The following is a 13,713-nucleotide window of genomic DNA, read 5'->3' as shown; positions in this document are numbered from 1 at the left end:
TAGACGACTGATGGGGGTGGCCCTCTCGGGCCACCCCCTCAGGTGATTACTTGGTGACGGACCCGCCGGCGGCGACGATCTTGTCTTCGGCGGAGCCGGAGACCTTGTCGACCGCGACGGTCAGCTTGACGCTGAGGTCGCCCTGTCCGAGGACCTTGACCTTCTCGTTCTTGCGGACTGCACCCTTGGCGACGAGGTCGCTCACGGTGACGTCGCCACCCTGGGGGTAGAGCTCGCCGAGCTTCTCGAGGTTCACGACCTGGTACTCGACGCGGAACGGGTTCTTGAACCCGCGCAGCTTCGGAGTACGCATGTGGAGCGGCATCTGCCCACCCTCGAAGCCGACCTTGACCTGGTACCGGGCCTTCTGGCCCTTGGTTCCACGCCCAGCGGTCTTACCCTTCGAACCCTCACCGCGTCCCACGCGGGTCTTCGCCTTCTTGGCACCGGGAGCCGGACGAAGGTGGTGCACCTTGAGCACCTGGGGACGGGCGACGTCGTCGGACGACTTCGCGGCGGGAGCGGCCTTGGTGGTCGAACCCGTCGAAGCGGCGGCCTTGTCGGCAGCCGGCTTCTTGGCGGCTGCCTTGGGAGCAGCCTTCGTGGTCGTCGCCTTGGTGGCGGCGGCCTTCTTCGGAGCGGCCTTCTCAGCCGTCTCCTTCTTCTCGTCAGCCATTAGTCAATCTCCTCGACCTTCACGAGGTGGGCGACCGTGTTGACGTAGCCGCGGTTCTGCTTGTTGTCTTCGCGCACGACCGACTGGCCGATGCGCTTGAGGCCCAAGCTCCGCAGCGTGTCACGCTGGTTCTGCTTCTCGCTGATTACGGACTTGATCTGGGTCACCTTGAGGTTGGCGGCCATCATGCACCTGCCTTCGCGGTTGCTGCGTCACGCGCCGCCTGCTCTGCACGGACCATGAAGGCCGGCATGACGGCGTCGATGTCGAGCCCACGACGGGCGGCGACGGCACGCGGCTCTTCGAGCTGCTTGAGCGCCTCGACGGTCGCGTGAACGATGTTGATCGTGTTGGACGAACCGAGCGACTTGCTCAGCACGTCGTGGACACCGGCGCACTCGAGCACGGCGCGGACGGGACCACCGGCGATGACACCGGTACCGGCAGAAGCCGGACGCAGCATGACGACGCCGGCAGCGGCCTCACCCTGCACGGGGTGCGGGATCGTGTTGCCGATGCGGGGGACGCGGAAGAAGTTCTTCTTCGCCTCTTCGACGCCCTTGCTGATGGCCGTGGGGACCTCGCGGGCCTTGCCGTAGCCGACGCCGACGAGTCCGTTGCCGTCTCCGACCACGACGAGGGCGGTGAAGCTGAAGCGACGACCGCCCTTGACGACCTTGGACACGCGGTTGATCGTGACGACGCGCTCCAGGAACTGGCTCTTGTCGTCGCGGTCACCGCGGCCGCGGCCACCGGCGTTGCGATCTCCGCGTCCCTGACCGCCACGGCGGTCGGTACGACCACCCTCGCGGTTGTTGGACTCGGAGCCGGCAGCCGTCTCGACGGGACGCTCGACGACGGCCTCGGCCGGAGCCTTGGTCGCCTCGGTCGTCGCAGTCGCCTCGGGCTCGGCGGGGGGTGTGGTGTTCGTAGCGTCGCTCACAGGTTCAAACCAGCCTCTCGGGCGCCTTCGGCGATGGCCGCGACGCGTCCGGCGTACTTGTTGCCGCCGCGATCGAACACGACGGCCTCGATGCCCGCTGCCTTGGCGCGCTCGGCGACGAGCTCGCCGACCTTGCGGGACTTAGCGGTCTTGTCACCGTCGAACGACCGCAGGTCGGCCTCGAGGGTCGATGCGCTGGCGACGGTGAAGCCCTTGCTGTCGTCGACGACCTGCACGAACACGTGCCGGGCCGAACGGGTGACGACGAGACGGGGGCGCTCTTCGGTGCCCACGACCTTCTTGCGCAGGCGGGTGTGACGGCGCTTGGTGGCGGCCGACTTGCTCTTTCCTCGTGTACCGAGACCCATGATTACTTACCTGACTTTCCGGCCTTGCGGCGGACGACCTCGCCGGCGTAGCGCACACCCTTGCCCTTGTAGGGCTCGGGCTTGCGCAGCTTGCGGATGTTGGCGGCGACTTCGCCGACGGCCTGCTTGTCGATTCCGACGACCGTGAGCTTGTTGTTGCCTTCGACCGTGAAGCTGATGCCCGCAGGCGGCTCGACGGTGATGGGGTGCGAGTAACCGAGGGCGAACTCGACGTTCGAGCCCTTGGCCTGGACGCGGTAGCCGGTTCCGACGACCTCGAGGCCCTTCGTGTAGCCCTGCGTCACACCGATGATCTGGTTGGCGATGAGGGTACGCGTGAGGCCGTGCAGCGAACGCGACTCGCGCTCGTCGTCGGGGCGGGTCACGACGACCGTGCCCTCTTCGAGCTTGGCTTCGATGGGGCTCTTCACGATGAGCGACAGCTCACCCTTGGGGCCCTTGACGGTGACGGCCTGGCCGTCGATCTTCACGTCGACCCCGGCAGGGATCGAGATGGGGAGTCTTCCGATTCGAGACATGACGAGTTACCACACGTAGGCGATGACTTCTCCGCCCACGCCCTTCTTCTGGGCCTCACGGTCGGTCAGCAGACCGGAGGAAGTCGACAGGATGGCTACACCGAGTCCACCGAGCACCTGAGGGATCTCGGTCGACTTCGCGTAGACCCGGAGACCGGGCTTCGACACGCGCTTGATGCCCTTGATGGAGCGCTCACGGGCGGGGCCGTACTTGAGGTCGATGGTGAGGGTCTGTCCGACGCGGGCGTCTTCGACCTTCCACGACTCGATGAAACCCTCGCGCTTGAGGATCTCGGCGATGTGGGACTTGAGCTTGCTGCTCGGAAGCGACACGGTCTCGTGGAAGGCCGAGTTCGCGTTGCGCAGTCTGGTCAGCAGGTCTGCGACCGGATCTGTCATCGTCATGCGATTGATCTCTTTCTCATCCGGTTTCGACATCCGGTACACCGGGTGCCGACCTGGACGATCGGGTGGTCGCAGAGCGAATCTCTGCGACCTCAGGGGAACGGTCGGCAACTCGACGTGCGAGTTGCCGACCGGACGATCTTACTTGGCCGAGTCGGCCGAACGGAACGGGAAGCCGAGCGCCTTCAGCAGCGCGCGCCCCTCGTCATCGTTCTTGGCGGTGGTGACGACGGTGATGTCGAATCCACGCACGCGGTCGATGCGGTCCTGATCGATCTCGTGGAACATGCTCTGCTCCGTGAGACCGAACGTGTAGTTTCCGTTTCCGTCGAACTGGCGGTCGCTGAGACCACGGAAGTCGCGGATGCGGGGAAGAGCGAGCGACAGCAGCCGGTCGAGGAACTCCCATGCACGGTCGCCGCGAAGCGTCACGTGGGCGCCGATGGGCTGACCCTCGCGGAGCTTGAACTGGGCGATCGACTTGCGAGCCTTCGTGACCTGCGGCTTCTGACCCGTGATGGCGGTGAGGTCCTTGATGGCACCGTCGATGATCTTGCTGTCACGAGCGGCCTCGCCGACACCGGTGTTCACGACGATCTTGACCAGGCCGGGGACCTGGTGGACGTTCGTGAAACCGAAGTCGCTCTTCAGCTGCGGAAGGATCTCCGCGCGGTACTTCGCCTTGAGGCGCGGCAGCGCAGTCGGGGTGGTGGTGGTGTCAGTCATCAGAGGTTCTCTCCCGACGCCTTGGCGTAACGGACACGGACGGTCTTGGTGACGCCGCCCTTGGTGACCGTCTCTTCACGGAAGCCCACTCGCGTCGGCTTCTTGGTCTTGGGGTCGACGATGGCGACGTTCGACACGTGGATGGGTGCCTCGTGCGTCTCGATGCCACCGGTCTTCGTGCCGCGCTGCGTCTGGCCGACGCGGACGTGCTTGGTGACGAGGTTGACGCCCTCGACGACCACGCGGTTGCGCTCGACGAGGACCTCGAGGACCTTGCCCTGCTTGCCACGGTCGCCGCCACGCGTCTGCGTCGCGCCGGTGATGACCTGAACCAGGTCACCCTTCTTGATGTTTGCCATGACTTAGATAACCTCCGGCGCCAGCGAGATGATCTTCATGAACTTCTTGTCGCGAAGTTCGCGACCGACCGGCCCGAAGATACGGGTACCGCGGGGGTCCCCATCGGCCTTCAGGATCACTGCGGCGTTCTCGTCGAACTTGATGTAAGAGCCGTCCGGACGACGGACCTCTTTCTTGGTGCGAACGATGACGGCTTTGACGACGTCACCCTTCTTGACGTTTCCGCCGGGGATGGCGTCCTTCACCGTTGCGACGATGACGTCACCGAGACCCGCGTAACGACGGCCGGAGCCTCCGAGGACGCGGATGGTGAGGATCTCTTTCGCACCGGTGTTGTCGGCGATCTTGAGGCGGGATTCCTGCTGAATCACTTGTGTCTCCTTCTACGCAAGCAGGCCGCGAGGCCTACTTCGCCTTCTCGAGGATCTCGACCAGGCGCCAGCGCTTGGAGGCGCTGAGCGGACGGGTCTCGCTGATCACGACGAGGTCGCCGACACCGGCCGCGTTGGCCTCGTCGTGCGCCTTGACCTTGGACGTGCGGCGGATGACCTTGCCGTACAGGGGGTGCTTGACGCGGTCCTCGACCTCGACGGTGATGGTCTTGTCCATCTTGTCGCTGGTCACGTACCCGCGACGGGTCTTGCGGTAGCCGCGGGTCTCGACGGCTGCCGAGTCGACCTCGGTCTTGTTCTCGGTAGCCATTACTTCTCCTCGGCGGTCTCGACGGTGTCGGCGGCGGGCGCCTCGTCGGCGGCGGCCTTCTTGGTCGACTTCTTGGTCGCCTTGGGAGCGGCCTCGACGGCGACGGGGGTGGCACGGATGCCGAGCTCGCGCTCACGCAGGACCGTGTAGATGCGAGCGATGTCGCGCTTCACGGCACGCAGGCGGCCGTGGCTCTCGAGCTGGCCCGTGGCCGACTGGAAGCGCAGGTTGAACAGCTCTTCTTTGGCCTTCTTCAGCTCGTCGACCAGACGCTCGTCTTCGAAAGTGTCGAGCTCGGTCGGACGGAGCTCTTTGGATCCGATCGCCATTATGCGTCGCCCTCCTCGCGCTTGATGATGCGTGCCTTGAGGGGCAGCTTGTGGATCGCACGAGTGAGTGCCTCGCGCGCGATTTCGTCAGACACGCCGCTGAGCTCGAAGAGCACGCGACCGGGCTTGACGTTGGCGACCCACCACTCGGGCGAACCCTTACCGGAACCCATGCGGGTCTCGGCGGGCTTCTTCGTGAGGGGACGGTCGGGGTAGATGTTGATCCAGACCTTGCCGCCGCGCTTGATGTGACGCGTCATGGCGATACGAGCGGACTCGATCTGACGGTTGGTCACGTAAGCGGGCGTGAGTGCCTGGATGCCGTACTCACCGAAGCTGACCTTGGTGCCACCAGTGGCCTGGCCACTGCGACCGGGGTGGTGCTGCTTGCGGTGCTTGACACGACGGGGGATAAGCATGGTTACGCCTCAGCTCCTGTGGTGGCGGGTGCCTTCTGCTCGCGGGGAGCGCGGTCGCCCCCGCCGCGACGGGCACCGTCACGGTCGTTACGGCGCTCGGGGCGAGACGACTTCTGGTTCGCCTGCTCGCGTGCGAGCTCCTTGTTGGTGATGTCGCCCTTGTAGATCCAGACCTTGACACCGATGCGACCGAAGGTGGTCTTGGCCTCGTAGAAGCCGTAGTCGATGTTGGCGCGGAGCGTGTGCAGGGGCACGCGGCCCTCGCGGTAGAACTCCGAGCGGCTCATCTCGGCGCCGCCGAGACGACCGGACACCTGGATGCGGACACCCTTGGCACCGGCGCGCTGCGCGCCCTGGAGGCCCTTGCGCATCGCACGACGGAACGCGACACGAGCAGCGAGCTGCTCGGCGATGCCCTGTGCGACGAGCTGAGCCTCGGCCTCGGGGTTCTTGACCTCGAGGATGTTGAGCTGGATCTGCTTGCTCGTGAGCTTCTCGAGGTCGCCGCGGATGCGCTCGGCCTCGGCGCCACGACGACCGATCACGATGCCCGGACGGGCGGTGTGGATGTCGACGCGGACGCGGTCACGGGTGCGCTCGATCTCGATCTTGGCCACACCGGCGCGGTCGAGCGAGGTCTTGAGCAGGGTGCGGATCTTCACGTCTTCGGCGACGTAGTCGCTGTAACGCTGGCCCGGCTTGGTGCTGTCGGTGAACCACCGCGACACGTGGTCGGTGGTGATGCCCAGACGGAAGCCGTACGGGTTTACTTTCTGGCCCATTACTTGCTCGCCTTCTTCGTAGCGTCGGCAGCCTCGACCTCATCAGGCGTCGCGAGGACGATCGTGATGTGGCTGGTGCGCTTCAGGATCTGGAAGGCACGCCCCTGGGCTCGCGGCTGGAACCGCTTGAGGGTTGCACCCTGATCGACGAATGCACGGCTCACGTAGAGGTCCTGCTCGTCGAGGTAGCTGTTGTCTTTGTCCGCCTTGACACGGGCGTTGGCCATGGCCGACGCGACGAGCTTGTAGACGGGCTCGCTCGCACCCTGGGGCGCGAACTTCAGGATGGCCAGGGCCTCGAGGGCCTGCTTGCCGCGGATCAGGTTGACGACGCGACGGGCCTTCATGGGGGTGACGCGGATGTGACGCACGCGTGCGATCGACTCCACCATTTCTCTCCTCCTTACGTCGCCGCGTTAGCGGCGACGACCCTTCTTGTCGTCCTTCACGTGACCACGGAAGGTGCGGGTGGGCGCGAACTCACCGAGCTTGTGGCCGATCATGCTCTCGGTCACGAACACGGGGATGTGCTTGCGTCCGTCGTGCACGGCGATGGTGTGTCCCAGCATGTTCGGGATGATCATCGATCGGCGCGACCAGGTCTTGATGACGTTCTTGGTGCTGGCCTCGTTCTGCGTGACGACCTTGCGGAGCAGGTGGTCGTCAACGAAGGGGCCCTTCTTAAGACTGCGTGGCATCTTCTACAACTCCTACTTACGCTTCTTGCCAGCGTTACGACGACGGACGATGAGCTTGTCGCTCTCCTTGTTGGGGTGGCGCGTGCGGCCTTCTTTCTGGCCCCACGGGCTGACCGGGTGGCGACCACCGGAGGTCTTGCCCTCACCACCACCGTGCGGGTGGTCGACGGGGTTCATGGCGACACCACGGACGGTCGGGCGGACGCCCTTCCAGCGCATGCGGCCGGCCTTGCCCCAGTTGATGTTCGACTGCTCGGCGTTGCCGACCTCGCCGATCGTGGCGCGGCAGCGGGCGTCGACGTTGCGGACCTCGCCCGACGGCAGACGGAGCTGCGCGTAGGGGCCGTCCTTGGCGACCAGACGGACCGACGCACCGGCGGAACGGGCCATCTTCGCGCCTCCACCGGGCTTGAGCTCGATGGCGTGGATGACGGTACCGACGGGGATGTTCTTCAGCGGCAGGTTGTTGCCGGGCTTGATGTCGGCCCCGGCACCCGACTCGACGATGTCACCCTGCGACAGCTTGTTCGGAGCGATGATGTAGCGCTTCGAGCCGTCCATGAAGTGCAGGAGCGCGATGCGCGCCGTGCGGTTGGGGTCGTACTCGATGTGAGCGACCTTGGCGTTGACGCCGTCCTTGTCGTGGCGACGGAAGTCGATCACGCGGTACTGGCGCTTGTGGCCACCACCGATGTGGCGGGTCGTGATGCGACCGGCGTTGTTGCGCCCACCCGACTTGGTCAGCGGACGGAGCAGCGACTTCTCGGGCGTCGAACGCGTGATCTCCGCGAAGTCGGCGACCGACGAACCGCGGCGACCCGGCGTCGTGGGCTTGTAGTTACGAATAGCCATGTTTTATCCCTCTGCTCCCTAGCCGACAGCCGTGAAGATGTCGATGGAACCGGACTTGAGCGTCACGATGGCGCGCTTGGTGTCTTTACGCTTGCCGGTGCCGAAACGGGTGCGACGGGTCTTGCCCGTCCGGTTGAGCGTGTTGATGCTGTCGACCTTGACGTCGAAGATCTTCTCGATGGCGAGCTTGATCTCGGTCTTGTTCGACCGCGGGTCGACGATGAAGGTGTACTTGCCCTGATCGATCAGGGAGTAGCTCTTCTCGGAGACGACGGGCGAGATGATGACGTCGCGAGGGTCCTTGCCGTAGCCGCTCATGCGGAGGCCTCCTTCTTGGTCTTCGAGGCGACGAAGCCGTCGAAGGCGCTCTTCGTGAAGACGATGTCGTCGCTGACGAGCACGTCGTAGGCGTTGAGCTGGTCGTACGTGATCACGTGGACCGTGGTCACGTTGCGAACGCTCTTGCGGGTCAGCTCGTCGTCGCGGTCGACGACGATCAGGACGTGCTTGCTCGACGCGACGGACGCGAGGAGGTCGAGCGCGACCTTGGTGCTGATCGAGTCGGCGACGAAGCTCTCGACGACGTGGACGCGGGCACCGCGTGCACGGTCGGACAGGGCGCCGAGGAGGGCTGCGGCGATCATCTTCTTGGGCGTGCGCTGCGCGTAGTCACGCGGCTGCGGCCCGTGGACGATGCCACCGCCGGTCATCTGGGGGGCGCGGATCGAGCCCTGACGAGCGCGACCGGTTCCCTTCTGCTTGAACGGCTTGCGACCGGCGCCGGAGACCTCGCCACGACGCTTGGTCTTGTGGGTTCCCTGACGGGCGGCGGCCTGCTGGGCGACGACGACCTGGTGGATCAGCGGGACGTTGGTGACGACGTCGAAGAGCTCGACGGGCAGCTCGACGGTGCCGGTCTTCGAGCCGGTGGCGTCGAGGACGTCGACCGAGGCGGCCGATGCGGTAGTGGTGGCCATGAGCTACTTCCCCTTCACGGCGGTACGGACGAAAACGATGCGGCCGCGAGCACCGGGGACGGCGCCCTTGACGAGCAGCAGACCCTTCTCGGCGTCGACGGCGTGCACCGTGAGGTTCAGGATGGTGACCCGGTCGCCACCCATGCGACCGGCCATGCGCATGCCCTTGAAGACACGGCTGGGGGTCGACGAAGCACCGATCGAACCGGGCTTGCGGTGGTTGCGGTGGGCACCGTGCGAGGCGCCGACGCCCTTGAAGTTGTGACGCTTCATGACACCGGCGAAGCCCTTGCCCTTGGAGGTGCCGACGACGTCGACCTTCTGGCCGGCCTCGAAGGTGTCGACCGTGAGCTCCTGGCCGAGTGCGTACTCGGCGGCGTCGGCGGTGCGGACCTCGGTGAGGTGGCGGCGGGGCGTGACACCGGCGGCGTCGAAGTGACCGACGGCCGGCTTGGTGGCCTTGCGGGGGTCGATCTGACCGGCGGCGATCTGGACGGCCGTGTAGCCGTCCTTCTCGAGCGAGCGGACCTGGGTCACGACGTTCGGAGCGATCTCGACGACGGTGACGGGGATGAGCTTGTTGTTCTCGTCCCAGACCTGGGTCATGCCGAGCTTCTTGCCGAGCAGGCCCTTGACGTTCTTCGTGGTGCTGATGGTCATGGTCGCCCCCTACAGCTTGATCTCGATGTTGACGTCGGCGGGGAGGTCGAGACGCATGAGCGAGTCGACGGCCTTCGGCGTCGGGTCGACGATGTCGATGAGGCGCTTGTGCGTGCGCTTCTCGAAGTGCTCGCGCGAGTCCTTGTACTTGTGGGGCGAACGGATCACGACGACCACGTTCTTCTCGGTCGGCAGCGGCACGGGGCCGACCACCGTAGCGCCCGCGCGGGTGACCGTGTCGACGATCTTGCGCGCGGAGGAGTCGATGACCTCGTGGTCATACGACTTAAGTCGGATGCGGATCTTCTGTCCCGCCATGTGTGACTCTCTCTCGTTCGGACGTCGCGCACCTCGAAGGCCGCCTGACGCTGTTTGCTGGGCAAACATCTGGCACTACGTGTCTCTCGCGTACCGCTGTTCTTGTGTCAATCCATCTCGGAACCCGGCCGATGGCCGCGGAGAAGACCCGGGGAGGGCAGTCATCGTGGTCATCGCCCCGCCTGCCGCACCCCGGAGGGCGGGCGTCGCAAGGGATTCGATTGTGAGATGCGTCCTGCTACCCGCGGCCCAGACGCGATACGTCTGTGCACTGCCTGGCAGTGATCCGTGGTGGCGCCCGTGGCGCAACCCGAAGTGTGGAACTAGACGATTTTGCCACACGCCTGCATTTGCTGCAACCCGGGCGTGTCGCGGATTTCGAGGAGGGGCCGCGCGCGCCTCCTGGGCGGACGCGGCCCCTCGGGGATCAGACCTGCTCGACGGGCGAGGGTCGGAACCAGGGCGGGTAGACCGAGATGCGCGGGGCGTGCCCGCCGGCGTCGGCCACCAGGTTCTTGACGGCGTCGCGGACCTTGTCGTTCGGCACGCCCACGAGGGTGACGGCGTCGAAGGCGACACGCGACGGGACGAGCACCTCGGGCTCGAGCAGGTCGGGGTCGGCGAGCGAGAACCGGCGCACCATGCCCGCGGCGTCGTCGACGCCCACACCGGCGCGCACGCCCTGGACTGCAGCGTCACCCTCGGTCACGACGAAGTCGTCGCCCAGGGCCGAGATCGGGACGACGAGCATGACGAAGTCCGTGGCCTTCGCCGTGCGGGCGGCGTCGGACCACTCGTAGCCCTCGGCACCGGAGCGCACGGTGTCCCAGGCGGTGGCGTGGGGCGAGAGCGAGAACGGGACGTGGTCGGCGAGCGGAGCGCCGGAGGCGGCGGTCACCGATGCGCGGAGCGCACGGGTGGCCTCGGAGCTGACGTCGAGCACCGGCGTGGCGCCGGCACGGATCTCGCCGGACTCGAGGATGCCGGGCAGGTTGGAGACGTGGGTCCAGTGGTAGACGCGCTGCTGGGAGAACACGGGGACGGGCGTCTGGGCCGCCTGAGCGGCCACGGCGGACGCCGCCATGTCTCGAGGGAGTGCCGGGGTGCTGCGGAGCGACTCGGGCTTCCGGGAGGCGGCACGCCGCTTGGGCACGAGGGTCTTGACCTGACCGTCGGCGTCGACCTGGGGCTCGCGTCGGCGAGGCGCGCAGATGTCGCACAGCTCTCTCTCGAAACCGTGGATGCACTCGTCCATCACTGCAGTAGTTCCTCTCGGGCGCCGGACTCGATCCGACGCAACCCTCAACGGTACGTCATCGAGCCGAGCGCTGGCGAACGCTCGGGGCGGCTTCACCGGTAGAGGAGCGCCCTGACCTCCGACTCGGCGGCGGCGATGCGAGCCGGATCGATGGTCTCCCCGTGCTCGTAGGCGTCGATCAGACGCGGGTCGACGTACGACGCCCGGGCGACGGAGGGGGTGTTGCCGAGCACCTCAGCGGCCGCCGCGATGGCCTGCGAGACGGCCTTGCGCCTCCTCGTGGGGGTCTGCTGCGGGCCCGCCTTCGCGAGACCGACCGCTGCCGCCACCGTGCCGTGCAGCGTGCGGAAGTCCTTCGCCGTGAAGTCTCCCCCGGTCTGCTCTCGGACGTAGTCGTTGATCTCGACCGCGTGCAGCGGGCGCCACGGGTCGCCGGCCGCAGGACGCCAGGCCAGGAGGCGCGCCCGGGGGCCACGGCTCTTGAGCCCGCGGACGACGGACGCCAGGTCGGCATCGCGGATCGACGACTCCCACGCCTGACCGCTCTTGGCGGGGAACGCCAACGACACCGCGTCACCGGAGACCGACACGTGAGCGCAGAGCAGCGTCGACAGCCCATGACTGCCGTGCTGCTCGGCGTAGCGTTCGGACCCGACCCGGAGGGAGCCGGTGTCGAGCATGCGGAAGCCGGTCGCCAGAGCACGCTCACGCACGGGCTCGGCGAGTCGCAGATGCCGGGTGACGCGCCCGCGGGCCGCCGGCAGCGATTCTGCGAGAGCCATCGCGCGATCGAACTTCAGGCGGTCCTTCTGCTCACGCCAGGTGGGGTGGTAGACGTACTGCCGACGCCCGGCGGCGTCCACACCCGTCGCCTGCACGTGGCCGTTCGGATAAGGCGCGATCCAGACGTCTGTCCAGGCGGGTGGGATGCCGAGATGATCGATCCGCGCCCTGAGCCCGGGGTCGGTCACGAGCGCCCCGTTCTCGTCGCGGTAGGAGAACCCGGAGCCGGCCCGCCTGCGCGAGATGCCGGGTCGCGTGGCATCGGTTCGGCGGAGGCGCGGCATCCGTCGAGTAAACACCCGACGGGCGACCCGGGGTGATCCCTGGCCGCCCGTCGTTCATGACACCGTCAGCGGTCGCCGAGCTTCTCGTCGGCCTGCCGCCGTGCCTGCTCAATCTTGTCTGAGTGCTTGCCGCCGGTGGCCTTGTCGGCCGCCTTGGCGACGGCGTCGAGCACGGAGTCGCTGACGCCCTCCGCCTTCTCGCTCTTCAGCGCCTCCTGGACCTTGCCGTCTTTCAGGAAGGCCTGGGCCTTCTTGCTGATGTCGTCGAAGCCTGCCATGGGGATCTCCCGTCCGTGCCGGTCGGTCCGGCTCGAGTCCATCGTGTACCCGGAGACGAGAAAGAGGCCGGACCCCGAAGGGTCCGACCTCTCTCGAGATCAGCAGTGCTGGAGGACCAGTACTTACTTGACGATCTTGGTGACGGTACCGGCACCCACCGTGCGACCACCCTCGCGGATGGCGAAGCGGAGGCCCTCTTCCATGGCGATCGGCTGGATCAGCTGAACGGTGATCTCAGTCGTGTCGCCGGGCATGACCATCTCGGTGCCCTCGGGCAGCGTGATGACACCCGTGACGTCGGTGGTGCGGAAGTAGAACTGCGGGCGGTAGTTCGCGTAGAACGGGTTGTGACGGCCGCCCTCGTCCTTCGAGAGGATGTAGACGTTCGCCTCGAACTCGGTGTGGGGCGTGATCGAGCCGGGCTTGACGACGACCTGGCCGCGCTCGACGTCTTCACGCTTCGTGCCACGGAGCAGGAGTCCGACGTTCTCACCGGCGCGTGCGTCTTCGAGGGTCTTGCGGAACATCTCGATGGCGGTGACGGTGGTCTTGGAGGACTTCTCCTTGATGCCGACGATCTCGACCTCGTCGTTCGGCTTCAGGATGCCTCGCTCGACACGACCGGTGATGACGGTTCCACGACCGGTGATCGTGAAGACGTCCTCGACGGGCATGAGGAAGGGCTGGTCCGTCGCACGGACGGGCTCCGGCACGTTCTCGTCGACCTGGTCCATCAGGTCGGCGACCGTGGCGGCCCACTTCTCGTCGCCCTCGAGGGCCTTGAGAGCGGAGACCTGCACGACGGGAGCGTTGTCGCCGTCGAAGTCCTGGCTGGAGAGGAGCTCGCGCACCTCGATCTCGACGAGCTCGAGGATCTCCTCGTCGTCGACCATGTCGGACTTGTTCAGGGCCACGACGATGTAGGGCACGCCGACCTGACGGGCGAGCAGGACGTGCTCACGCGTCTGGGGCATCGGGCCGTCGGTGGCGGCGACCACGAGGATCGCGCCGTCCATCTGAGCCGCACCGGTGATCATGTTCTTGATGTAGTCGGCGTGGCCGGGTGCATCGACGTGAGCGTAGTGGCGCTTCTCGGTCTGGTACTCGACGTGCGAGATGTTGATCGTGATGCCGCGCTGCTTCTCTTCGGGCGCGTTGTCGATCTGGTCGAACGCCGACGCCTCGTTGAGGTTGGGGTACTTGTCGTGCAGCACCTTGGTGATCGCCGCGGTGAGCGTGGTCTTGCCGTGGTCGACGTGACCGATGGTTCCGATGTTGACGTGCGGCTTGGTCCGCTCGAACTTGGCCTTAGCCACTGTGGGTCCTCCTCAGGACTCGGTTGCAGTGGAGCCGGG

Annotated in this window: 24 protein-coding genes; all 24 read right to left on the bottom strand. The window is 66.4% G+C overall.

The window, feature by feature from the left end:
- Positions 1-46: 46 nt before the first annotated feature.
- Positions 47-676: a 50S ribosomal protein L15 gene (gene rplO / locus SOM13_RS11590; RefSeq protein ID WP_082475306.1), complete on the bottom strand. Its 630-nt coding sequence runs from the start codon at positions 674-676 to the stop codon at positions 47-49.
- Entirely contained in the window at positions 676-861 is a 186-nt protein-coding gene (rpmD, locus tag SOM13_RS11585) for a 50S ribosomal protein L30 (protein ID WP_055799925.1), read from the bottom strand. The genes rplO and rpmD overlap by 1 nt, the downstream gene beginning before the upstream one ends.
- Positions 861-1,619, bottom strand: coding sequence for a 30S ribosomal protein S5 (gene rpsE, locus SOM13_RS11580; RefSeq protein ID WP_243214132.1), 759 nt, complete (start codon positions 1,617-1,619; stop codon positions 861-863). Before rpsE ends, rpmD begins: the two co-directional genes overlap by 1 nt.
- Positions 1,616-1,987, bottom strand: a complete 372-nt coding sequence (gene rplR, locus SOM13_RS11575) for a 50S ribosomal protein L18 (protein ID WP_192061041.1) — start codon at positions 1,985-1,987, stop codon at positions 1,616-1,618. The genes rpsE and rplR overlap by 4 nt, the downstream gene beginning before the upstream one ends.
- A gap of 2 nt (positions 1,988-1,989) precedes the next feature.
- Positions 1,990-2,526: a 50S ribosomal protein L6 gene (gene rplF, locus SOM13_RS11570; protein ID WP_320477441.1), complete on the bottom strand. Its 537-nt coding sequence runs from the start codon at positions 2,524-2,526 to the stop codon at positions 1,990-1,992.
- A 6-nt stretch (positions 2,527-2,532) separates the two neighbouring features.
- Positions 2,533-2,931: a 30S ribosomal protein S8 gene (gene rpsH, locus SOM13_RS11565; RefSeq protein WP_192061039.1), complete on the bottom strand. Its 399-nt coding sequence runs from the start codon at positions 2,929-2,931 to the stop codon at positions 2,533-2,535.
- 141 nt (positions 2,932-3,072) lie between these two features.
- Positions 3,073-3,657: a 50S ribosomal protein L5 gene (gene rplE / locus SOM13_RS11560; RefSeq protein ID WP_192061038.1), complete on the bottom strand. Its 585-nt coding sequence runs from the start codon at positions 3,655-3,657 to the stop codon at positions 3,073-3,075.
- The gene (gene rplX, locus SOM13_RS11555; RefSeq protein ID WP_192061037.1) at positions 3,657-4,016 is read right to left on the bottom strand and encodes a 50S ribosomal protein L24; all 360 of its coding nucleotides are present in this window, start codon (positions 4,014-4,016) and stop codon (positions 3,657-3,659) included. The genes rplE and rplX overlap by 1 nt, the downstream gene beginning before the upstream one ends.
- A gap of 3 nt (positions 4,017-4,019) precedes the next feature.
- The gene (gene rplN / locus SOM13_RS11550) at positions 4,020-4,388 is read right to left on the bottom strand and encodes a 50S ribosomal protein L14 (RefSeq protein WP_043593350.1); all 369 of its coding nucleotides are present in this window, start codon (positions 4,386-4,388) and stop codon (positions 4,020-4,022) included.
- A 34-nt stretch (positions 4,389-4,422) separates the two neighbouring features.
- On the bottom strand, positions 4,423-4,719 hold the full coding sequence (gene rpsQ / locus SOM13_RS11545; protein WP_055799902.1) for a 30S ribosomal protein S17: 297 nt from the start codon (positions 4,717-4,719) through the stop codon (positions 4,423-4,425).
- Positions 4,719-5,048 carry a 50S ribosomal protein L29 gene (rpmC, locus tag SOM13_RS11540; RefSeq protein WP_192061036.1) on the bottom strand — a complete coding sequence of 110 codons (330 nt, stop codon included), beginning with the start codon at positions 5,046-5,048 and terminating at the stop codon, positions 4,719-4,721. The genes rpsQ and rpmC overlap by 1 nt, the downstream gene beginning before the upstream one ends.
- Positions 5,048-5,467 carry a 50S ribosomal protein L16 gene (gene rplP / locus SOM13_RS11535; RefSeq protein WP_055799897.1) on the bottom strand — a complete coding sequence of 140 codons (420 nt, stop codon included), beginning with the start codon at positions 5,465-5,467 and terminating at the stop codon, positions 5,048-5,050. Before rplP ends, rpmC begins: the two co-directional genes overlap by 1 nt.
- A gap of 2 nt (positions 5,468-5,469) precedes the next feature.
- Positions 5,470-6,249 carry a 30S ribosomal protein S3 gene (rpsC, locus tag SOM13_RS11530; protein ID WP_043593357.1) on the bottom strand — a complete coding sequence of 260 codons (780 nt, stop codon included), beginning with the start codon at positions 6,247-6,249 and terminating at the stop codon, positions 5,470-5,472.
- On the bottom strand, positions 6,249-6,641 hold the full coding sequence (gene rplV, locus SOM13_RS11525; protein WP_055799894.1) for a 50S ribosomal protein L22: 393 nt from the start codon (positions 6,639-6,641) through the stop codon (positions 6,249-6,251). Before rplV ends, rpsC begins: the two co-directional genes overlap by 1 nt.
- Before the next feature lie 24 nt (positions 6,642-6,665).
- The gene (rpsS, locus tag SOM13_RS11520; protein WP_123355173.1) at positions 6,666-6,947 is read right to left on the bottom strand and encodes a 30S ribosomal protein S19; all 282 of its coding nucleotides are present in this window, start codon (positions 6,945-6,947) and stop codon (positions 6,666-6,668) included.
- 12 nt (positions 6,948-6,959) lie between these two features.
- The gene (gene rplB, locus SOM13_RS11515) at positions 6,960-7,799 is read right to left on the bottom strand and encodes a 50S ribosomal protein L2 (RefSeq protein WP_192061035.1); all 840 of its coding nucleotides are present in this window, start codon (positions 7,797-7,799) and stop codon (positions 6,960-6,962) included.
- Between the two features lie 18 nt (positions 7,800-7,817).
- The gene (rplW, locus tag SOM13_RS11510) at positions 7,818-8,117 is read right to left on the bottom strand and encodes a 50S ribosomal protein L23 (protein WP_055799883.1); all 300 of its coding nucleotides are present in this window, start codon (positions 8,115-8,117) and stop codon (positions 7,818-7,820) included.
- Entirely contained in the window at positions 8,114-8,776 is a 663-nt protein-coding gene (gene rplD / locus SOM13_RS11505) for a 50S ribosomal protein L4 (protein ID WP_192061034.1), read from the bottom strand. Before rplD ends, rplW begins: the two co-directional genes overlap by 4 nt.
- Positions 8,777-8,779: 3 nt before the next feature.
- Complete coding sequence (gene rplC, locus SOM13_RS11500) at positions 8,780-9,430, bottom strand: 50S ribosomal protein L3 (RefSeq protein WP_167627285.1); 651 nt, start codon at positions 9,428-9,430, stop codon at positions 8,780-8,782.
- Between the two features lie 15 nt (positions 9,431-9,445).
- A complete protein-coding gene (gene rpsJ, locus SOM13_RS11495) occupies positions 9,446-9,754 on the bottom strand; it encodes a 30S ribosomal protein S10 (RefSeq protein ID WP_056259724.1) in 309 nt (102 codons plus the stop codon).
- Positions 9,755-10,181: 427 nt separating this feature from the next.
- Entirely contained in the window at positions 10,182-11,009 is an 828-nt protein-coding gene (locus SOM13_RS11490; RefSeq protein ID WP_206758087.1) for a DarT ssDNA thymidine ADP-ribosyltransferase family protein, read from the bottom strand.
- A gap of 95 nt (positions 11,010-11,104) precedes the next feature.
- Positions 11,105-12,079: a DNA topoisomerase IB gene (locus SOM13_RS11485; protein WP_192061032.1), complete on the bottom strand. Its 975-nt coding sequence runs from the start codon at positions 12,077-12,079 to the stop codon at positions 11,105-11,107.
- Positions 12,080-12,144: 65 nt separating this feature from the next.
- Positions 12,145-12,357 carry an Rv0909 family putative TA system antitoxin gene (locus SOM13_RS11480; protein ID WP_192061031.1) on the bottom strand — a complete coding sequence of 71 codons (213 nt, stop codon included), beginning with the start codon at positions 12,355-12,357 and terminating at the stop codon, positions 12,145-12,147.
- 123 nt (positions 12,358-12,480) lie between these two features.
- On the bottom strand, positions 12,481-13,674 hold the full coding sequence (gene tuf / locus SOM13_RS11475) for an elongation factor Tu (protein ID WP_192061030.1): 1,194 nt from the start codon (positions 13,672-13,674) through the stop codon (positions 12,481-12,483).
- Positions 13,675-13,713 lie beyond the last annotated feature (39 nt).

Source organism: Frigoribacterium sp. CFBP9030 (assembly GCF_034045195.1).
Taxonomy (GTDB): domain Bacteria; phylum Actinomycetota; class Actinomycetes; order Actinomycetales; family Microbacteriaceae; genus Frigoribacterium.
This window is presented reverse-complemented; position numbering and strand designations above follow the sequence as displayed.